At 66.6% G+C, this 20240-nt stretch carries 17 protein-coding genes and 1 pseudogene; 12 read left to right on the plus strand and 6 right to left on the minus strand.

The window, feature by feature from the left end:
• The first annotated feature begins 18 nt into the window (after positions 1-18).
• Positions 19-546: a rhodanese-like domain-containing protein gene (locus KBY97_RS00250; protein WP_255144634.1), complete on the plus strand. Its 528-nt coding sequence runs from the start codon at positions 19-21 to the stop codon at positions 544-546.
• Positions 543-1463, plus strand: coding sequence for a sulfite exporter TauE/SafE family protein (locus tag KBY97_RS00255; protein ID WP_255144635.1), 921 nt, complete (start codon positions 543-545; stop codon positions 1461-1463). Before KBY97_RS00250 ends, KBY97_RS00255 begins: the two co-directional genes overlap by 4 nt.
• Here the strand turns inward: KBY97_RS00255 and KBY97_RS00260 are convergent.
• The 3 genes from KBY97_RS00260 to cysK form a co-directional block, all read right to left on the minus strand.
• Positions 1406-1942, minus strand: coding sequence for a methyltransferase (locus KBY97_RS00260; RefSeq protein ID WP_255144636.1), 537 nt, complete (start codon positions 1940-1942; stop codon positions 1406-1408). The genes KBY97_RS00255 and KBY97_RS00260 overlap by 58 nt on opposite strands.
• 32 nt (positions 1943-1974) lie before the next feature.
• On the minus strand, positions 1975-3798 hold the full coding sequence (locus tag KBY97_RS00265; RefSeq protein ID WP_255144637.1) for an SLC13 family permease: 1824 nt from the start codon (positions 3796-3798) through the stop codon (positions 1975-1977).
• A 228-nt stretch (positions 3799-4026) separates the two neighbouring features.
• Positions 4027-5013: a cysteine synthase A gene (gene cysK / locus KBY97_RS00270; protein ID WP_255144638.1), complete on the minus strand. Its 987-nt coding sequence runs from the start codon at positions 5011-5013 to the stop codon at positions 4027-4029.
• Between the two features lie 230 nt (positions 5014-5243).
• Between cysK and KBY97_RS00275 the strand changes: the two genes are divergently transcribed.
• Genes KBY97_RS00275 through KBY97_RS00290 form a run of 4 tightly spaced genes read left to right on the plus strand, consistent with a single transcriptional unit; the run spans position 5244 to position 7393 of the window.
• A complete protein-coding gene (locus KBY97_RS00275) occupies positions 5244-5759 on the plus strand; it encodes a MotA/TolQ/ExbB proton channel family protein (protein ID WP_255144639.1) in 516 nt (171 codons plus the stop codon).
• A complete protein-coding gene (locus KBY97_RS00280) occupies positions 5756-6109 on the plus strand; it encodes a hypothetical protein (protein WP_255144640.1) in 354 nt (117 codons plus the stop codon). The genes KBY97_RS00275 and KBY97_RS00280 overlap by 4 nt, the downstream gene beginning before the upstream one ends.
• Positions 6106-6540, plus strand: coding sequence for a hypothetical protein (locus KBY97_RS00285; RefSeq protein ID WP_255144641.1), 435 nt, complete (start codon positions 6106-6108; stop codon positions 6538-6540). Before KBY97_RS00280 ends, KBY97_RS00285 begins: the two co-directional genes overlap by 4 nt.
• Positions 6485-7393: a hypothetical protein gene (locus KBY97_RS00290; protein WP_255144642.1), complete on the plus strand. Its 909-nt coding sequence runs from the start codon at positions 6485-6487 to the stop codon at positions 7391-7393. Before KBY97_RS00285 ends, KBY97_RS00290 begins: the two co-directional genes overlap by 56 nt.
• 39 nt (positions 7394-7432) lie before the next feature.
• Here KBY97_RS00290 and KBY97_RS00295 read toward each other — a convergent pair whose 3' ends face one another.
• A complete protein-coding gene (locus tag KBY97_RS00295) occupies positions 7433-8512 on the minus strand; it encodes a calcium/sodium antiporter (RefSeq protein WP_255144644.1) in 1080 nt (359 codons plus the stop codon).
• 86 nt (positions 8513-8598) lie between these two features.
• Between KBY97_RS00295 and KBY97_RS00300 the strand changes: the two genes are divergently transcribed.
• The 6 genes and pseudogenes from KBY97_RS00300 (at position 8599) to KBY97_RS00325 (ending at position 16918) form a co-directional block, all read left to right on the plus strand.
• Complete coding sequence (locus tag KBY97_RS00300) at positions 8599-10251, plus strand: SulP family inorganic anion transporter (protein ID WP_255144645.1); 1653 nt, start codon at positions 8599-8601, stop codon at positions 10249-10251.
• Between the two features lie 96 nt (positions 10252-10347).
• The gene (locus KBY97_RS00305; protein WP_255144646.1) at positions 10348-11661 is read left to right on the plus strand and encodes an SLC13 family permease; all 1314 of its coding nucleotides are present in this window, start codon (positions 10348-10350) and stop codon (positions 11659-11661) included.
• 155 nt (positions 11662-11816) lie between these two features.
• Positions 11817-13691, plus strand: a complete 1875-nt coding sequence (locus KBY97_RS00310; protein WP_255144647.1) for an NAD(P)H-quinone oxidoreductase subunit F — start codon at positions 11817-11819, stop codon at positions 13689-13691.
• A 21-nt stretch (positions 13692-13712) separates the two neighbouring features.
• Positions 13713-15218: an NADH-quinone oxidoreductase subunit M gene (locus tag KBY97_RS00315; RefSeq protein ID WP_255144648.1), complete on the plus strand. Its 1506-nt coding sequence runs from the start codon at positions 13713-13715 to the stop codon at positions 15216-15218.
• Positions 15215-16504 (plus strand): annotated as a pseudogene (locus tag KBY97_RS00320) (CO2 hydration protein). The gene KBY97_RS00315 and the pseudogene KBY97_RS00320 overlap by 4 nt, the downstream one beginning before the upstream one ends.
• Before the next feature lie 12 nt (positions 16505-16516).
• Positions 16517-16918: a fasciclin domain-containing protein gene (locus KBY97_RS00325; protein ID WP_255144649.1), complete on the plus strand. Its 402-nt coding sequence runs from the start codon at positions 16517-16519 to the stop codon at positions 16916-16918.
• A gap of 150 nt (positions 16919-17068) precedes the next feature.
• Here the strand turns inward: KBY97_RS00325 and KBY97_RS00330 are convergent, their stop codons facing one another.
• Both KBY97_RS00330 and KBY97_RS00335 read right to left on the minus strand, forming a co-directional pair.
• Complete coding sequence (locus KBY97_RS00330) at positions 17069-18964, minus strand: APC family permease (protein ID WP_255144651.1); 1896 nt, start codon at positions 18962-18964, stop codon at positions 17069-17071.
• A gap of 57 nt (positions 18965-19021) precedes the next feature.
• On the minus strand, positions 19022-19360 hold the full coding sequence (locus tag KBY97_RS00335; protein WP_255144652.1) for a P-II family nitrogen regulator: 339 nt from the start codon (positions 19358-19360) through the stop codon (positions 19022-19024).
• Positions 19361-20240 lie beyond the last annotated feature (880 nt).

Consider the following 20240-nt stretch of genomic DNA (forward strand, 5'->3'; position numbering starts at 1 on the left):
TTCTTTTCGCCTTCAGCCATGTCTTCCGTCACTCCAAAACGCCTGAGCGCCCACGAGCTCAGCGAGCACCACAGCCAGGGCCGGGTCACCGTGATCGATGTGCGTGAACCGGTGGAATTCGTCAGCGGCCACATTCCCGGCAGCCGCAACATCCCGTTGGCACGGCTCAACTCCGCCACGCTGCCCCCTGGCCCGCTGGCCCTCGTCTGCCAGAGCGGCAACCGCAGTGAGAAAGGGTTGTCCGTGTTGCTGCGGCGCGGCCATGCCGATCCGCTCGCCGAACTGCAGGGCGGCGTGAGCGCCTGGCAACAGGCCGGTCTACCGCTGGAGGCCCGCAAGGGGGCTCCCCTGCCCCTGATGCGCCAGGTGCAGATCGTGGCCGGCGGCCTGGTGCTGCTGGGGGTGATCCTCAGCCAGGTGGCGGCGCCCGGCTGGATCTGGCTGAGCGGTTTCGTGGGGGCCGGCCTCACCTTCGCCGGCATCAGCGGCTTCTGCGGCATGGCCCGCCTGCTGGCGGTGATGCCCTGGAACCGGGTGCACGGGTGAGCGTTGCCCTGCTGGCCTTGCTCGCCGCCGGTGGCGGGTTGATCGGCTTTCTGTTGGCAGTGCTGGGCGCCGGCGGATCCATCCTGCTGATGCCGTTGCTGGTGTCGGGGGCCGCACTGCCCACCCGTGAGGCGGTGCCGTTGTCGCTGCTGGTGGTGACGCTGCTGGCGGTGGTCAACGCAGGCCCTTACCTGCGCCGCCGACAGGTGGCGGTGCGGCCCGCCCTGATCCTGGGATTGCCGGCCCTGGCCGGCAGCTGGATCGGTGGCCGCGTGGTGAAGGCGGGGCTGGTGAGTGAGCCGGCCCAGCTGTTGATCTTTGCGTTCGCTGCCCTGGTGGCGGCCTGGCTGATGCTGCGCCGCACCCCTGCCACTGCCCGTGCCATTGCCCCTGCCCCTGCCCCTGCCCGCGGCCGTACCCAAGCGAGCGCCCGCTCCCACAACGGCAGTGGACATCAAGCGTCAGCCCTGCTGGCCGGCCAGGGGCTAGTGGTGGGCTTGCTCACCGGCGTGGCCGGCGTGGGTGGTGGTTTTGCCCTGGTGCCCGCCCTGGTGCTGATCGCCGGCCTGCCGATGCAGCTGGCCAGCGGCACCAGCCTGGTGCTGATCGCGGCCAACAGCCTGGTGGCCCTGGCAGCGCTCGGCCATTGGCCGGCCGCCAGCCTCCCCTTCACCCTGCCGTTGATTGGCGGCGGCCTGGTCGGCGCCGCGCTTGGCCAACGGCTCGCCCCCCATCTGCCCGACCGCCGCCTGCGCCAGGGCTTTGCCGCCCTGCTGGTGGGCTCTGCCCTGCTCACCGGCTTCAGCGCCAGCCAGCGTCATGCCGGCGCCACTGGTCGCTCCGGCTCCCTGTCAACGCTTCAGCGCCAGTCAAGCCAGGGCAGCGAGGGCACGATCGCCGGCGTGCGCTCCCGGTAGGCGGGGTAATCGGGATGGGCAGCGCACAGGGCCCGTTCTTCCCGCCTGGCCTTGCCGCCCAGCACCGCCGCTAAGCCGAGCAGCAGCAACAGGTGCAGCAGGCTGCCCAGGGTGATCACCATGCCCAGTGAGCAAAGCAGCACGGCTTGATACAGCGGATGGCGGCAGCGGCGGTAGGCCCCTGTCGTCACCAGGGCCGCCCCGGGCATCGGTTCCGGCAGCGGGCTGAGGCTGGCGCCCAGGTTGAGAAATCCTTGCAAGGCCAGCACCAGACCCACGGCCAACAGGGCCAGGCCCACCACCCGTAATGGCAGCGGCCAGTCGATGCCGAGGCGGCTGGGCGGTGGTAACGCAGGCAGCAGGTGGGCGGCGATCAGCAACAGCTGGGCCGCCAGCCACCATTCACCGTGGCGGTTGTCACGCCAGCCGCTCCAGCTGAACCCCCAACGCTGCAGACGTTCGATCAGCTTGCTGTTCACCGTGGGCTTTGCCGCTGCCCTCCAGTGTGGGCTCAGATGCCGAAATAGCGGCAGATCAGCCAGGGCACCGCGAAGGCCAGGCTGACAGTCAGGGGCAGCCCAAAGCGGGCCATGTCGAGGAAGCGGTAGCGGCCGGGGCCGAACACCATGAGGTTGGTCTGGTAGCCGATCGGAGTGAGGAAGCTCTGGCTGGCGGCGAACAGCACGGCGAAGATGAAGGCCATCGGCGGCAGATCAAGCCCCTTGGCCACTTCTGTAGCGATCGGGATCAACAGCACCACGGTGGCGCCGTTGCTGAGCGCTTCGGTGAACAACTGGGACAGCACGGTGAGCGCCACCAGCACCAGATAGGGAGACCAGCCCTGCATCGAACGCAGCAGATCAACGGCGAGAGCTTCCGCCAGCCCGGTGGATTGCATCGCCACGCTGAAGCTGGAGAGCGAACCCAGCAACAGGATCACGTCCCAGCGGATCGAACGCTGCAGCTCACCGGGCCGCAGGCAGCCGGTGGCCACCATTGCCACCACCGCCAGCAGCACCGCCGGCAGCAGCGCCAACAACTTGAACATCGGCAACAGGATCACCAACGCCGAAATCAGTACCGCCACCCATTTGCGATTGGTGGTAGGCAGATCCTTCTCCAGTTCATCGAGCAACACCAGGTCGTTGTTGGCCTGCATGCCGCGGATCGCATCAAGAGGAGCCTGCAGCAGCAGCACATCGCCGATCTGCAACTGCACGCGCCCCAGCAGCTCGCGCAGCACCTGATTGCCACGACGCACCGCCAGCAGGGTGGCGTTGTAGCGCTGGCGGAAGCGAAGGTCGCGGACGCTGGAGCCCACGATCGAGGAGCCGTCCGGCAACAGCACTTCCACCACGCGTTGGCGGGAGCTGGTGGCGTCGCCAGCCAGCTCCTGTACGTCATCCTCGAGATCTGAGATCGGCGCCAGGCTCACCGTGTGCTCCTGTTGCAGGCGCAGCAGGTTGTCGCGGTTGCAGCGCAGCATCAGCCGGTCACCGGCCTGGAGCACCTGATCCGCCAGAGGGGCGGTGAAGCTCTCGCTGCCCCGGTGCAGCTCCAGCACGTCCACGTCGAATCGGCGCTGCAGCCGGCTGTTATGCAGCGACTTGCCGATCAGCTCCGACTCCGCCGGAATCAACACATCGGTGAAATATCCTTCGCGCGCCATGTTGCCCAGCAGGTCTTCGCCCTCCAGGCCCCGGTCCGGGAGCATGCGCCCCGAGAAGAAGAAAATGTAGGCCGAACCGATCAGCCAGATCGGCAGACCGATCGCTGTGATGCTGAACAGCTCCAGGGAGCCGTAGCCCAGCCGCTGGCTCACGTCACTGGCCAGCAGGTTGGTGGAGGTGCCCAGCAGGGAGATGGTGCCCCCCAGCACCGTGGCATACGACAACGGCAGCAGCACCTTCGAGGGGGAGATGCCGCGGCGGTGGCACCAGCCTTCGAGCACGGGCAGCAGCGTGGCCACGATCGGCGTGTTGGGAATGAAGCCTGAGAGCGGGCCCACCACACCCACCAGAATCGCGATCATGCGCTTGGGGCTGCGCACCGCATCGGAGCCGATCAGGGCCCGAAGGCGATCAAGGCCGCCACTGCGGAACAGCCCTGCAGACACGGCAAACAGGCCCATCAGGGTGATCAAGGCCGGACTGCCGAAACCCTGCACCGCCTGATCGGGGGTGAGCACCTTGAAGGTGACCAGCAGGGCGGCTGCCAGCAGGCCGGTCACCTCCGGCGCCAGCCAGCCGGTGATGAACAGCACGATCGCGACGGCAAACACCAGCAAGGTGGCCAGACCGGCCGGCTCGGAGGCAGCGGTGAGGAAAGCGCTCATGTGTCATCCTCGCGAGCCGCGCCGTGATGAAAAGCACTGCCAGGCCCGTCGCTGGATCCTGCCGTTCGAGCGAACGCATGGGGCCCCAATGGCGGTGCTGGCAAGGGCGTTGGTGGCAGTGAAGGCAGAGTCAAGCACCCTTCGTCGTCCCCCACCGCAAGCCATCAGCCACGTTGGAGGTTGTCGCAACGCCAAAAGTGACGGACGCAAGGGGCGCCTGCCCGCCGCTCAACGACCCGCGATCGCCAGTCCGGCCTCGTCGAACACGCCTTCGAACAGCACCGAGCTGAGGTAGCGCTCGCCGGAATCCGGCAGCACCACCACGATCGTTTTGCCGGCATAGGCCTCCTCAGCCGCCAGACGCAGGGCCGCCACGGTGGCGGCACCGCAGGAGATGCCGGCCAGAATTCCCTCATCGCGCATCAGCCGCCGGGCCATCGCCACCGCCTCCTGATCGTTCACCGTCTCCACCCGATCCACCAGCTCCACGTCCAGGTTGTCGGGCACGAAGCCGGCGCCGATGCCCTGGATCTTGTGGGGCCCGGGCTTCACCGGCTGACCCGCTTTGGTCTGGCTGATCACGGGGCTGTTCACCGGCTCCACCGCCACCGACACCAGGGGCTTGCCCAGGGTGTTCTTGATGTAGCGGCTGACGCCGGTGATCGTGCCGCCGGTGCCCACACCCGCCACCAGCACGTCGATGGCGCCGTCGGTGTCGGCCCAGATCTCCGGACCGGTGGTGTCGTGGTGGATCTGGGGGTTGGCCGGGTTGGCGAACTGCTGCAGCAGCACGTAGCGGTCAGGGTCGGAGGCGGCGATCTCGCGCGCCCGGCCCACCGCACCGGTCATGCCGAGCCGGCCCTCGGTGAGTTCGAGCTTGGCGCCGTAGGCCGCCAGCAGCTTGCGCCGCTCCAGGCTCATCGTTTCCGGCATCGTGAGCGTGAGCGGGATGCCGCGGGAGGCCGCCACGAAGGCCAGGGCGATGCCGGTGTTGCCGCTGGTGGGCTCGATCAACTCCTTGCCGGCGCCCAGCAGGCCATCTTTCTCCGCCTGCCAGATCATGGCGGCACCGATGCGGCACTTCACCGAATAGGCGGGGTTGCGCCCCTCGATCTTGGCCAGCACGGTGGCCTTGCTGTCACCCACCACCCGGTTGAGCCGCACCATGGGCGTGCGCCCGATGCTGAAGCTGCTGTCGGCGAAGATCGTGGTCATCGGATCATCAATGGCATCAGAACAGCCTGGCAGCAACAGGGCCACCTGGGTTCCATGCTGTCAGCCCGTGCTTTTGCCTGAAGAACAACGGCCGAGGCCAAGGAGCGGCAAGGGCCCACGCCAAAGACGCGAGCGATTTTTGTGGCGTTGTCAAGTTCTCGGATGACAAAGCCCTGGCCACCTGGCCCCCTAATTTCGCCATGGCAAAGCAATGAGAGCTGAGCGGCGGCATGGGTTTCACGGCGCTGCGTGCCGGTGGTCCGGTGATGGTTCCCCTGCTGCTGCTTTCGATCGTGGTGCTGGCCATCGGTGTGGAGCGTCTGCGCTATTGGCAGCGCTGGGGTCTCAGCTCCACCCGTCAGGAGCGCCTCCTGACCGACAGCCTCGCGGCCATCCCCGCGGGCGCCAGTCGCCAGCAGCGGCAAAGCCTCGAACTCGCCCAGCTGGAACTGGGGATGGCTCAGGGAGAACCGGTGCTGGAAGCCGCCACCTTGATCGGCCCCCTGCTGGGTCTGATCGGCACCGTGAGCGGTCTGATGCGCGTGCTCGCCGCACTCGGCCCCGACCTCACCCTGCCCAGCGGCGCCAGCGTGGTGGGTTACAGCCAGGTGCTGGTGAGCACCTGGCTGGGGCTGGTGGTGGCCCTGATTGCCGCCGTGCTGCTGCGCACCAATCAGGGCCTGCGGCAGTGGCAACGCAGCCGCCTGGAGCTGGCCTGCCTGCGTGCGGAGGCAGAAGCGCCATGACCTTTCGCATCCTGGCGATCACCGCTCTCAACCTGATTGCCCTCAGCGCCGTGGCGGCCCTGCCCGTTGCCCTGCGCCAGCCTGAGCCCCGTCATCGCGCCGTTGCGCCGCAGGGCCTTCAGCCCGCCTGGTTCCTGGTGCGGGCCGCCAGTGGCAGCTGGTACCTCAATGGCGCCGCGATCAACGAAGGGGCCCTGATGGCTCAGCTCCGCGCCACCAGCAACCAGGGCGGTGTGCGCTTTCTGCCCTCCGATGCCCGCTCCAGCGCTCAGGTGAGCAGCGACCTGGCCTGGCTGCGCCGCCACAGCCGTCAGCCGGTGTGGATCGATCGCTTGCCGGGTCCGCTGTGATCACCCCAGCGGGCACCACCAACCTCGCTGCAATCAGGCCGATCACTGCGGCCGCGCCGATCGCTGCGATCAGACCGATCGGCAAGGCTGAACAGGGCCTGTGGCTGGCGCTGCTGGGGGCCGCCCTCGGCCTGTTCAGCCTGACGCTGCTGCTGCTGCCCCAGCAGCTCGCCCAGGCGCCGGCCCACCGCGGCCTGGTGGTGTTGCACCTGGAGGCGGATGGGCGCCTGCGCCTCTGGAACCGCTCGGTGAACCCGAGCCAACTGCCCGCCCTGCTGCAGGAGGCCCGCCGCATCAACGCCCAGGCCCGGGTGCGGCTGATTCCCTCCGCCACCACCTCCTGGGGGCTGGTGCAGCAATTTCTTCCCCTGCTTGATGCCAGTGCGCTTCCCTTTGAAGTTCAACTTCCCGCCCCGACACCTGCCTCCTGAAAGCGGGCGCTGGCTGGCGGCGATCAGCGCCTCCCGCTGGCTGCTGCCGCTTGGCATCGCCGTGGGAGCTCACGCGCTCTGGCTCTCCGGCAGCAGCGTGGCGGAACGGCCCCGCCCACCGGCCCCGCGCCTGCAAGTGACTGACAACACCCCGGAGTTGCTGCGCTTCAGCAGCGGGGCCCGTCAGCCGATGGCTCTGGCGGCCAGCTTGAGCACCATCGAACTGCCCTTCGGCAACAGCCTGCCGCTGCCGCCACCCCCGCCACCACCACCTCTCGAATCCAGCGCGCCGCAGGGGGGCCGTCCGGTCGCTGCCGTGGCAGCGGGCCCCCGCAGTGCTGCCAGCAGTGGCGTCAGCAGTGGCCCCAGCAGTGGTCTGGCCTGGGGGGTGGTGCCGGCTGTTGCCCCTGGCCTACCCGCGACGGCCGCCACGGCACTGGAACTGGCCGCCCTGCTCAACGCCAAAGCCGAACGCACGGCCGCGGGCACGGCGGAGGGCCCGGCGGAAGTCACGCCGGCCTTGGCGGAGCGCCCCGCCAATGCGCACGCCAACAAGGCGGCCAGCAGCGCCCTGGCACGGCGCCACCTCCGGCTCGATGCCAACACCAATCGCCCTTACCAGCTGCTGTGGGACACCGGCTCAGCGGCCAGTAGCCAGCCTGAGAGCTTGGCCGACCTACCTGAAGGAGTGGAAGTTCGCCGCCTGCCCCTGGCAGCAGCACAGGCGATGGGTCTCAGCAAGCCCCATGGCATCACGGTGAAATCACCCACCGGGTTGCTGTTGCTGTGGGTGCAGGGGGATCAGCTCTGGCTCGTTCGCCAACCTGGGGCCGTAGCCAAGCCAGCAGCCTGAGATTCCCTGCCATCAACTGCCATCAAGAAGAGGGGCCGATCACTCGGGCAAGCGGCGGGTAGTGCGCCAGTGGCTCAGGGATTGCCAGCCCAGCAATAGCACCAGGGCCGGGATCAAGGCCGCCAGGGTGAAGCGCTCGATCGGTCCATCAAGGCTGGGGAAGGTATAGGGGAGGATCTGCTCGACGAGATACAGCCCGTAGAGGCCGATCAAGATGCCGCCCTCCAGGCGGCTGATCACCCCGCCGCTGAAGAAGATCGGCAGGCAGGCCACTGTTGTGGCCACCATGATCGGCAGATCACGCTGAATGATCATTGGGTCCACGCTGATGCCGCGGTCGCCGGAAAGGAAGGCGCAGAGGCCGAGGATCACCAGTTGATTGAGCAGATTGCTGCCGATCACGTTGCCGATCGCCAGATCGGCCTTGCCCCGCAGGGCGGCCACGATCGACGTCACCAGCTCGGGCATGGAGGTGCCCGCTGCCACGATCGTGAGGCCGATCAGGGTTTGACTCACCCCCAGGCTCAGTGCCACAGCCGTGGCCCCTTTGACCAGGATCTGGGAGCCCCAGACCAGCAGGCCCAGGCCGGCGGCCAGCTTGATGAAAGCGGGCGGGAAGCCCCCCTTGGCCTCATCGGGATCGATGTCGCTGTCCGCATCGCCATCCTCCTTGGCGGAGCGGATCTCCCAGATGGTGTTGATCACCAGGGCGGTGAGCAGCGCCAGCCCCGCCTGCCAGGTGACCCTGCCGGTGGAGGCCATGCCCCACACCGCCATCGACACCGCCAGCAGGATCGGCACATCACGGCGGATCAGGCGGCTGTGCACGCGCAAGGGCATGATCAACGCGCTGATCCCAAGCACCACCAACACGTTGAAGATGTTGCTGCCGACGATGTTGCTCACGGCAATGTCGTCGGCGCCCTTGAAGGTGGAAATCAGGCTCACGAATAGTTCTGGAGCGCTGGTGCCCAAGGCCACCACCGTGAGGCCAATCACCAGTTGAGGAATGCCGAGCAGCAGGGCCAGGGCCACCGAGCCCTGCACAAACAGCTCGCCGCCCCCGAACAGCAGCAGGATCCCCATGATGATTTCGATGACGCTGAGCACTGAGGTCACCCTTGGAGGGGGCAATTATGACGCGGGGCTCGTCGGTTCCCTGAGCTGCTGCGTATGGTGGCGCCGCACTGGCAAACCATCCCTGCGTGGGCATCACCAATCGGATCAATTTTCAGAATGTCCGAGGCGACGTTTTCGGCGGGGTCACCGCCGCGGTGATTGCCCTGCCGATGGCCTTGGCCTTCGGCGTGGCCTCGGGTGCAGGCGCCGCCTCGGGCCTCTGGGGCGCTGTGCTGGTGGGCTTCTTCGCCGCCCTGTTCGGCGGCACAGCCACGCTGATCTCAGAACCCACCGGCCCGATGACGGTGGTGATGACCACAGTGATCGCCACCTTCACAGCAGCCCATCCCGAGGAAGGGTTGGCCATGGGGTTCACGGTGGTGATCCTGGCGGGACTGTTCCAGATCCTCTTCGGGATGCTGAAACTGGGGCGTTACATCACGATGATGCCTTACACGGTGATCTCGGGCTTTATGTCCGGCATCGGCATCATCTTGATCATTCTTCAGGTGGGGCCCTTCCTCGGCCAGGCGATTCCGGCCGGCGGCGTGCTCGGCACCCTGCGCAACATTCCGATGCTGCTGGGCCAGATCCAGCCGATTGAAACCTTCCTGGCCGCCCTCACCGTGGCGATCATCTGGTTCACCCCGTCCCGCTTCAAGAAGCTGGTGCCACCCCAGTTGCTGGCGCTGGTGGTGGGCACGGTGATCTCCCTGGTGGCCTTCGGTGATGCCGACATTCGCCGCATCGGCGAAATCCCCTCCGGTCTGCCGCCGCTGCAGATGCCCACGTTCTATCCCGGTGAAATCCAGCGGATGGTGTTCTACGGAGCGGTGCTGGGCATGCTCGGTTGCATCGACGCCCTGCTGACCTCGATGGTGGCCGACAGCCTCACCCGCACCGAGCACAACTCCAACAAAGAGCTGTTCGGCCAGGGCCTGGGCAACGTGATGTCCGGTCTGTTCGGCGGCATCGCCGGTGCCGGCGCCACCATGGGCACGGTGGTGAACATCCAGGCGGGCGGCCGCAGTGCGCTTTCCGGCCTCACCCGCGCGATCGTGCTGATGGTGGTGATCCTGGGGGCCTCGGGCCTGGCTGCCTCGATCCCGATGGCGGTGCTGGCCGGCATTGCCCTCAAGGTGGGCATCGACATCATCGACTGGGGCTTCCTCAAGCGCGCCCACATCCTCTCGGTGAAGGGCGCCGCGATCATGTACGGGGTGATCCTGCTCACCGTGCTGGTGGATCTGATGGTGGCGGTGGGCATCGGCGTGTTCGTGGCCAACTTCCTCACCATCGAGCGCATGAACGCCCTTGAGTCCAAGGGCGTAAAGGCGATCAGCACCGGTGATGGAGAACTGGATCTCACCCCCGAGGAAAAGGTGCTGCTGGATCGGGGCGCAGGCAAGGTGCTGCTCTTCCAGCTCACCGGCGCGATGATCTTCGGCGTCGCCAAGGCGATCGCCCGCGAACACAACGCCATCACCGACTGCCAGAGCATCGTCTTCGACCTGGGCTCCGTCTCCCACATGGGCGTCACCGCAGCGCTGGCGCTGGAGAACGCCGTGGAAGAGGCGGTGGAAAAGGGTCGCAACGTGTATGTGGTCGGGGCGGCTGGCAGCACCCGCAAGCGCCTTGAGAGCCTCAAGATGTATGAGCTGCTCGATGCGGCACACACCGAGATCAGTCGCCACGAAGCCCTGGAAGCCGCCGTAGGCCTGAATACCACCGCCAGCTGAACCCGCAGGAGGAGGCCGGCCGCAGCCTCCGATACCGACTCAGGGGCCAGCGGCTCGGGTCCGCCAGCGATGTCGCCCCTCGCCTGAGCCCCGTGCATGCCCCTTGACGCCCTGTTCGCCGTCCTCGTGTTCGCGGCAGTGCTGCTGGCCACGGCCCTGGGCGTCACCCACCTCACCGCCGCCGCTCTGCTGGGGGCGGTGTTGTTGCTGGCCACCGGCGTGCTCACCATGCCGGAGGCCGTGCAGAGCGTGGCCCTCTCCCAGGGCACCCTCACGCTCCTGTTCGGAATGATGGTGCTGGTGCGTTCCCTGGAGGCCACCGGCGTGTTTTCTGTGGTAGCCCACCGGCTCTTGCCCCTGTCTCACGGCAGGGGGTCGCGGTTGCTGATCGGGGTGGTGCTGCTCACCACGGTGATCTGCGCCTGGTTGCCCAACGCCACCACCGTGTTGCTGATCGGGCCGCTGTTGCCGCCCCTGGCCCGGGAAGTGAAGCTCGATCCCCGGCCGCTGCTGATCCTGCTGGTGCTCACGGCCAACAGCGCCGGGCTGCTCACCTTGATCGGTGATCCGGCCACCTACATCGTGGGCACGGGCCTGGGTCTGAGCTTCGGCGCTTACCTCCTTCAGATCTCCAGCGCCGGGCTGTTGGGCGTGCTGGTGCTGCTCGCCACCTTGCCCTGGCTGTACCCAGCCATCTGGAAGGCCAGGTTCACCCTGCCCCAACAGGTGCCGCCACCGCTGCACCATCGCCGCACCCTGGGGCTGCTGCTGACCGTGGTGGCCGTGATGCTGGCCCTGTTCCTCGGCGGCGAACTGCTGCCCGTGCCCATCACCCCCGACGCTGTCGCCCTGACGGGAGCGGCCGCCAGCCTGGTGATCGTGCACCAGAGCGGCCTGATCTCCGTGGACCGGCTGCTGAGCCTGATCGATTGGTCGACATTGATCTATTTCATGGCGGTGTTCGTGCTGATCGGCGGCTTGCAGCGCACCGGCGTGCTGGCTGCGGTAGCGGAGGCTCTGGCCAACCAGGTGGGCACGGTCGGGGCGGTGCCGCTGCTGCTGGTGAGCACCGCCTTGCTGTCAGCGGTGGTGCCCAACATCCCGCTGGTGGCAGCCCTCACACCGATTCTGATCGAAGCCAGCCGCCAGGCGGGCCTGGCTGGAGCGGATGGGACGATGGCGGCTGGGGCCCTGCCCTTGTTTGCCGCGCTGATGCTGGGCGGCACGTTGGGGGGCAACGCCACCTTGATCGGCGCCTCCGCCAATCTTGTCGGAGCTGGCATTGCCCGGCAGCAAGGCTCGCCGCTGTCGTTCGGCTACTGGCTGCGGTTCGGGGTTCCCACCCTGGTGGTGCAACTGGGGGCGGCGGCGTTGTGGCTGGCGGCCTTCGCTGCATTCACCAATCGTTAACCGCTTCAGCACAACTACGGAGCCTGCCCACTGATCAGGTTGACGACTGATCACCCCTGCTTGGGGTGGCCATTGGCAATACCTCTTCATCCTCCCGCCCATGGCCAGCGGCCCATTCCTATTGTTCGCGATCATCCCGGAACCTCCCCGCTCTGATGACCGTCCCCCCGCCCGAGACGGCCTCCCTTGCAACGGCCGTCCTTGAGACGGCCTTCCTGATTCCGCTCTATCCCTTGCTGGGTGCATTCTTTTCGCTGCTGTGGGTGCCGGGGCTGATTTCCCGCACCGGCCCGCGCCCCGCCGGCTACATCAATCTTCTGTTCAACCTGGTGGCATTCCTGCACAGCCTTGCGGCCTGGATTGTCTTCAGCGGCAGCCCGATCACCCGCAGCTGGCCCTGGCTTGAAACAGCCGGGCTGTCGATCCGCTTCGACGCCACGATCAACACACCGGTGTTGATCGCCATGACCACGATCTGCGGCATTCATGTGCTGGCGCAGGTGTATGCAATCGGCTATCTGGAGATGGATTGGGGCTGGCCCCGTTTCTTCGGCTGCCTGAGTGTGTTTGAGGCGGAATTGTGCGCCCTTGTGCTCACCGATTCGCTCTTTTTCGCCTATGTGGTGCTGGAGCTGCTCACGCTCGGCACCTACCTGGTGGTCGGCACCTGGTTCAATCAGTCGCTGGTGGTGAAGGGGGCGCGCGATGCCTTCCTCACCAAGCGTGTAGGCGATCTGGTGCTGCTGGCCGGCCTGGTGGCGCTGCTGCCGGTGGCCGGCAGCTGGAACATCAACGCCCTCAACACCTGGGCCGAGCAGGCCACCCCCAGCCCCGGCCTCACCTTGATCCTGCTGGCTCTGATCGCCGGCCCGATGGGCAAGTGCGCCCAGATTCCGCTGCACCTCTGGTTGGATGAGGCCATGGAAGGGCCCTTCCCCTCCACGGTGCTGCGCAATTCCGTGGTGGTGCTGGGCGGGGCCTGGGTGCTGCTGCGGCTCGAACCGCTGCTCTCGGTGAGCCCCACCGTGCAGGCGGTGCTGGTGATCGTGGGCGGCACCACCGCCCTGGTGGGCGCCCTGATCGCCCTGGCCCAGATCGACATCAAGCGGGCCGTTTCCTTTCTGGTGAGCAGCTGGCTGGGTCTGCTGTTCCTGGCCGTGGGCGCCGGTGCCGGTGACGCCGCCTGGCGGATGCTGCTGGTGTACCCGCTGCCGATGGCCCTGGTGCTGCTGGCCCTGGGCACGGTGGTGTCGAGCAACGTCAGCCAGGACCTCACCCAGCTGGGTGGCCTCTGGTCGCGCCGCCCCTTGATGGGCATCGCCTTCCTGGTGGGTGGCGCAGGCCTGGTGGGGCTGCCGCCGTTGGCCGGTTTCGGCGCCTTGCGCGCCATGACCGCCAGCCTGTCAGGCAGCCAGGCGCCGCTGCTGCTCACCGCTGTGGTGCTGCTCACCAATGCTCTGATCAGCGCGGCGTTGGTGCGGATCTTCGGGCTGATCTGGGGCGGCAAGCCCTCGGTGTTCACCAAGCGCTCCGCCGAAGTGCTCTGGCTGATGGTGCTGCCGGCGATGGTGGCCACCGGCCTGGTGCTGCACCTGCCGGTCCTGATCAACCGCGCCGGCATCGGCGAGGCCTGGGGGCCGATGGCGTTTCCCCTGCTCGCCTCCACCCTGCTGGGCCTCACGGCCGGATCGGTGCTCTACCTGTTTTCCACCGAGCACCTGCCCAAGCTCTCCGGTCCGTTGGCCGGTGTGCAGGAGTGGCTGGCCGCCGATCTGCACACCGAAGGCCTCTACCGCCGCACCGTGGTGGGCCTGGTGGCGGCGCTGGCGGCCACCAGCAGCTGGGTCGACCGCATCCTGGTGGATGGCTTCAGCAACCGCAGCGGCGACCTGGCCCTGGAAGGGGCGCGCCGCCTCAGCCTGAGCACCACCGGCCGGGTGCAGGCCTATGCCTTCACCGTGCTGGTGGGGGTGGTGTTGATGGGGCTGTGGATCCTCACCCGCCACGCGCCCGCCTTCCTCTCCCTCTGAAGCAGACCATCGAGATCTCCCATGCTGCTCACCCTTCTGCTGCTTCCCCTGGCGGCCGTGCTGCTGCTCTGTCTCGCCCCCTTGCCGGGGCCCTGGCCCCGTCGGGTGGCGGTGTTCGCTCCGGCGGTGCAACTGCTGATGCTGCTCTGGCTGGCGGGCCATCCGGTGCCGGAACTCCGCCAGGCCTGGCTGCCCCAGCTCGGCCTGGAGCTGCACCTGGGCCTGGATGGCCTGTCGCTGCCACTGACCGGCCTCACCGCCCTGCTCTCCTTCATGGCGGTGTTCGCCACGCCGATCAGCCAGCCGCGGCGGCGCTTCTTCTACGCCATGGTGCTGGCCACGAACGTGGGCCTAACCGGGGCCTTCCTGGCCTGCAACGGCCTGCTGTTCGTGCTGGCCTACGAGATCACGCTGATCCCCACCACCTTGCTGGTGGCGGTGTGGGGGGGTGAGCGGCGTGCCACCGCTGCGATCCGCTATCTGATGTATGGGGCGGTGTCGGGGATGGCGCTGCTGGCCGGCGTGCTGGCCCTGGCCCTGCTCAACCGCAATGGCTTCAGCTTCGCCTACGCCGACATGGCCCAGGCGGCGCTGCCCGACGGCGCCAGCCGCTGGATCCTGGCCCTGCTGCTGCTCGCCTTCGGCCTCAAGATGCCGATCTTTCCGCTGCACGGCTGGCAGCCGCTCACCTACAGCCAGGCCTCCACGCCCGTGGCCATGCAGCTGGCCGGGGTGGTCTCGAAGCTGGGGGCCTACGGCCTGCTGCGTTTCGGCATCGGCATGCTCGGCGACACCTGGGCCGAGTGGTCGCCATGGATCGCCGTGGTGGGCATGGTCAGCGCCCTGTATGGCGCCCTCAATGCCATCGCCCAGACGGACATGCGCCGTCTGGTGGCCTTCAGTGCCCTGGGTCACATGGGCCTGCTGGTGCTGGCCCTGGCCGCCGCCACGCCATTGAGCCTGCAGGGGGCGATCGCGCAGATCCTGGCCCAGGGCATGATCGTGGCCCTGCTGTTCTGCCTGGTCGGCAAGATCGAGGCGAAGACGGGCACCACCGAGATCGCCGCTCTCTCCGGCCTGATGAACCCCACCCGGGGCCTGCCCTTCACCCTGGGCCTGCTGCTGCTGGCCCTGATGGCTGCGGCAGGTGTGCCCGGCCAGGCCGGCTTCCTGGCGGAGATGGTGGTGTTCCAGGGCAGCTGGCCGGTGTTCCCGCTGCCCACGCTCGGCTGCATCCTGGCCTCGGGCCTTACCGCCGTGTACGCGGTGCGCCTGTTCAACCGGGTGGGCTTCGGCCGCCTCGACAACAGGACCGCCGACTACGTGAGCACCACCTGGGTGGAGCGGCTTCCGGCCCTGGCCCTCTCCTTCCTGGTGATTCTGGCGGGCCTGTGGCCCCAGATCCTGCTGGGTTGGAGCGAAGACACCACCAGCAGCCTCGCCCTCTCCCGCCCGCCGATCAGCACCCTGCCGATCAGCACCCTGGCCTCCCTGCCCCTGCCCACCCCGCTGGCTCTCCGGCCATGACCACCGCCACTCCCGCCACCGCCCTGCCCCCTTCCACCCACCCCTTCGCTGAGGTGGTGCAGCGGCTCGAAGCCGGCGGCTCGATGCTGCCTGACACGCCGGAAAACCTGATGCAGATCATCGGCATCTACAAGGCCTATGCCGTGCCGATGGATTTCTACTGGCGCGATCTGCTCTACATCGCCGAGCGGGTGTTCCTCGATCCGCTGCCGGCCTTCAAGTATTTCCCGAGCCAGGAGTATCTGGATCTGCCCAATTCCTATGCGGGCGACGATTCCAAGCTGCGCATCTGGCGCGGGCCTGCCACAGCCCACCCGGAGCTGCTGGCGTTCATGGAGAAGGGCGAAGCCGGCAAACTGCCGAAGCTGCTCCATCACCTCTGGCACGACCGCATCAACATGGAGTTCGCGGAGGCCTGCATGGATGCCATGTTCTGGCACCAGGGCATGGGCGGCCGCTTCTACGACTACCTGGAAAGCGACGCCTACAAGGCCAACGCTGAGCGGGCGATCCTCGCTTACTTCAAAGGCAACCCGCTGATGCTGGGCCTGCACAAGCTGTTCCCGGAGATGTTCCTGGAGCAGGTGCGCAAGCTGAGCTACTACGCCAATCTCGGCCTCTTCTGGGAGGTGATGGCGCCGGTGTTCTTCGAGATGAGCGACATCTACGACGAAGGGGGCTTCTCCGGTGTGCCGGCCGCCATGGATTTTCTGGTGAACGGCATCTTTGCGGTGGCGGGCCGGCCGATCTACCACCACGTGTATATCGGCGGCGAATGCATCGAGATCATCCCCAAATCGGAAGGCTTCACCTAGCTGTATGAGGCGGCCCTGCCTTATGTGGAGGCGGTGTTCTATCGCACGGCCCCTTTCCGCGGCACCAAGAGCTACAACGCCCAGGCTGGTCAGGTGCCGCCAGAGCAGGCGGACTTTCACTACGGCATCCTTTATGCCGATGTGTTCCCGGTGGGTTCAGCCGGCATCCCGCCCACCCTGCTGATGCAGGACATGCTCCACTTCCTGCCGCCCTATCTGGTGGAGCTCTACCGCAACCACAAACGCGGCGAAGACGACATCCTCGTGCAGCTGGGCATCACCTTCCAGCGCTCCATGTACAACGTCACCTCTGCGGTGATCCAGGCGCTGCGCTGCGCCCTGCTGTTCCCCCTCGATGACCCCGATCCGGAGCACCTCAAGGCCAACCGGGCCTTCTTCGAGGCCCAGATGGATCGCTTCCTCCGCCCTGAGGCCCGCCTCCGGGATGTGCAAACCCAGGACTACCGCTAGAGATTCCCAGCCATGGCCACCATCATCGAAACCGCCAAAGGCGCCGGCCTGTTCTCCACCCTGCTCACGGCTGTGGAGGTGGCCGGCCTCACCGCAGCCCTGGAGAGCCCTGGCCCCTTCACGGTGTTCGCCCCGGTGGACGACGCCTTTGCCGCCCTGCCGCCCGGCACCGTGCAGACCCTGGTGGACAACCCGCCCCAGCTGGCGCGCATCCTCAAGTTCCACGTGCTCGCCGGTGCCTTCAGCCGCAGCGAGCTGGTGGAGCAGGCCAGCTGGGAAAGCCTGGAAGGCGCCGCGATTCCGATCCGCTGCGCCGAGCCCTTTGAAGTGAAGAATGCCTCCGTGCTCTCCGCCGACATCGTCTGCGACAACGGCATCGTGCACGTGATCAACCGGGTGATGCTGCCGGGCTGAGCTGGGTGGTAGGGGCGATCAGAGCAGGAGAAAGCAAAGAAAGGAACGTGATGGGATCGACGCCGCTGAAGGCGCTGCTGAAAGGGCCAGGGAGATTTTGGCGGGCTCAGAGTGGGCTCAGAGCGGGTTTCGGCGGGCATGGAACGGCCCCTAGAGATAGAAGCCCACGGTGGTCACCACACGGGTGCCGCCGTTGCGCAAGGCCTGGCGCAGATTCAGCGCCGACTGGTTGTGCAGCAGTTTCTCCCAGGGCCGCCTCGTGACATATACGGGCAGCACCACGGTGCAGAAGCTGGAGCGGTCATTGCTGTGCTCCGCTTCGAAGCGCTGCACGAAGGAGGTGACCGGATTCACGAGCGAGCGATAAGGGGAGGGCAGCACCTCCAGGCGCACCTGGGGCAGCGTCTGGTTCCAGTGCTGGCGAAACGCTTCAGCGCCGCTGCCATCGAGATCCACGTGCACTGCCACCAGCGGCCCGGCGATGCTGCGGGCATACCGCACCGCTTCGGCGCTGCCGCGGTTGAGCGCCCCCACCAGCACCACCACCGGGGCGCCGCCCTGCTCCGGAGCTGGCGGCAAGCTGAGCGGGGTGCCGGGATCGAGACCGAGGCGGCGGGCCATGCGGCCGTAGTGGGCCTTGATCGCCAGAAACAGGTTCACCAGCAGCGGCACGCCCAGCACCACCAGCCAGGCCCCCTCGGTGAACTTGCTGAACAGCAACACGCCGCACACCACCCCGGTGACCAGGCAGCCCAGGCCATTCACCAGCGCCTTGCCCCGCCAGCTCTCGGCGGTGCGTCGCCCCTTCCACCAGTGCACCACCATGCCCGCCTGCGAGAGGGTGAAACTGGCGAACACGCCCACGGCGTAGAGCGCGATCAACCGGCTGACACTGCCGTCGAACACCAGCAGCAACAGCGCCGCAAAGCTGCTCAGCAGCACGATGCCGTTGGTGAACACCAGCCGGTCGCCGAGGGAAGCGAGCTGGCGCGGCATGAAGCCGTCCTGGGCCAGGAAGGCGGCCAGGCGAGGGAAATCCGCGAAGGCGGTGTTGGCAGCCAGCAACAGGATCAACAGGGTGGTGAGCTGCAACAGCAGCAACAGCGGCCCATTGCCGAAGATGCGCTCCCCCAGCTGATACAGGAGCGTGGGACCGGTGTCTTGTGCCACCAGGCCCAGCTCGGTGGCCAGAGCGCTGATGCCGCTGAACATCAACGCCAGCAGGATCACCATCACGGTGAGCACCCGGCGGGCATTGCGCCACTCCACCTGCTTGAACGCCATCACGCTGTCGCTGATCGCCTCAATGCCGGTGAGGGCGGCGCAGCCGGAGCTGAAGGCGCGCATCAGCAGCACCGGCCCCAGCGCCGCCAGCGCGGCGCCGTGCTCGCTGTTCAGCAGGCGGCTCTGCTCGGCCAGCGACACAGCGCTGAGCGACCCCTGGCTCCACTGGATCAGGCCGGCCACCACCAGGGTGAACACCGCCCCCATGAACAGAAAGGTGGGCAGGCTGAGCAGGCGGGCGGTGGAGCGCACGCCGCGCAGGTTGGCGAGCATCAGCAGGGCCACCGCCACCAGGCACAGCGGCGTGCGCCCGCCCCCGAGCAGGGGGAAATAGGAGGTGAGTGCGGCGATGCCAGCGGCCGTGCTCACCGCCACGGTGAGCGTGTAGTCGATTGACAGCGAAGCGGCAGCGCAGAGGCCAGGGATCACACCAAGGTTGTCGTGCGACACCCGGTAGGAGCCACCGCCTTGGGGATAGGCCTTGATGGTTTGCCGGTAGCTGATCGCAACCACCAGCATCAGCGCCACGATCAAGCCTGTGATCGGCAGGGTGAGAGGCAGGGCGGCGGCCCCGGCCATGCCCAGCACGAGCACAATCTCCTGGGTGGCATAAGCCACCGAGGAGAGGGCGTCGGAGCTGAGAATGGCGAGAGCTTCGGCGTTGGTGAGCCGTTCCTCGGCGTGGGCGCTGGTGGGAAGCGGGGCTCCAATCAGCAGGCGTCTGAGCGACTGGGTGCCTGATCCGCGTGGATCGTTGGTCAAGGCTCCGCTCAGACGCGTTCACAGGAGGATCGTAGGCTCACCCTCGGGATCAGACTGTTAGATCGCGGCGGCTCCGGATTCCGAGGTGCGGATGCGCACAACGCTCTCCACCGGCAACACGAAGATCTTGCCGTCACCGATTTCCCCAGTGCGGGAAGGGCCTGTGATCGCGGCGATCACCGTGTCCACCTTGTCGTCTTCGACGACCACTTCCACCTTCACCTTGGTGATGAATTCGATGGTGTATTCGGCACCACGATAGGTTTCCACCTGGCCTTTCTGCCTGCCGAAGCCACGCACATCAGTGATGGTCATGCCGATGATTCCGGCATTCACCAGGGCGGTTTTCACATCATCGATCTTGGTGGGCCGGATGATCGCTTCGATTTTTTTCATAGTGAATCAGGAATGCGGTGATGCGGTGGTTGAGGAAGGAAACCCATCAGGCACCGGTGAAAAACCGGAGACCGAAGCAGGAGCTGCTTGGTGGTCTGCTGGTGGGGCTGGTTTTGGGCCTAAGAAGCCGGAACTCAGCTTAGGCAGGTTCCAGCCAATAGTGACAAGCTATCAGAAGATCCCATCTTCGTCATCTGCCGGTAGGCAGTCGCTTTTGAGGCGGAGATGCGGTGGCTGGCAGCCGCATACGGCATCAAGTCTTGGCCTGCACATCGCCCTCATCCTGTAGAGATTGGCTGCTGGCAAATTTCACAGAAGTCCGTGCGGAAGCCATGGATTGCTGAAGGGCTGGGCAGAATGGATGGGTTTTCGTTCGTGGTAGATCGTGGCAGAATGCGACGAGGATTGTGTCAAGTGAAACGTTCTTAAACCCAACGACATCGTGAGCAGCAACCATTCAGGTTCTGGCGATTGTCCCAGATTGGCGCAACGTTGCTATGGCGTCTCCCATGGGGGTGAGTTTTCCCAGAGTGGGGCCCCTCATGATGAAACAAATGATGGCGTCCATCGTGTCGATCAGTTGCCTATCGGTGGCACAAGTAGCAACACTGGCAGCCCGATCGTGGAGAGGCTGGGTCAGCCGGCATGGTCGGCTGATGCTCTGCCAATGACCCTTAATCAGGTGTTGAAGTACAACCCAGGAAGGCATCGCCGGCAGTGAGCGACGCGCCAACCAAGCATGCATCGCCATGGCGGAAAATGCCGCGATTGAAAACGACGTCACATTCAGAACAGGCTTCAACACCAAGGCATACCTTTGAACCTGAAAACGTTTTAGCCACAAGGGGAAATTCACGGCCGCAGATCGTGCGTTCCGCCA

This window comes from Synechococcus sp. ATX 2A4 (assembly GCF_024346375.1).
Lineage (GTDB): Bacteria > Cyanobacteriota > Cyanobacteriia > PCC-6307 > Cyanobiaceae > MW101C3.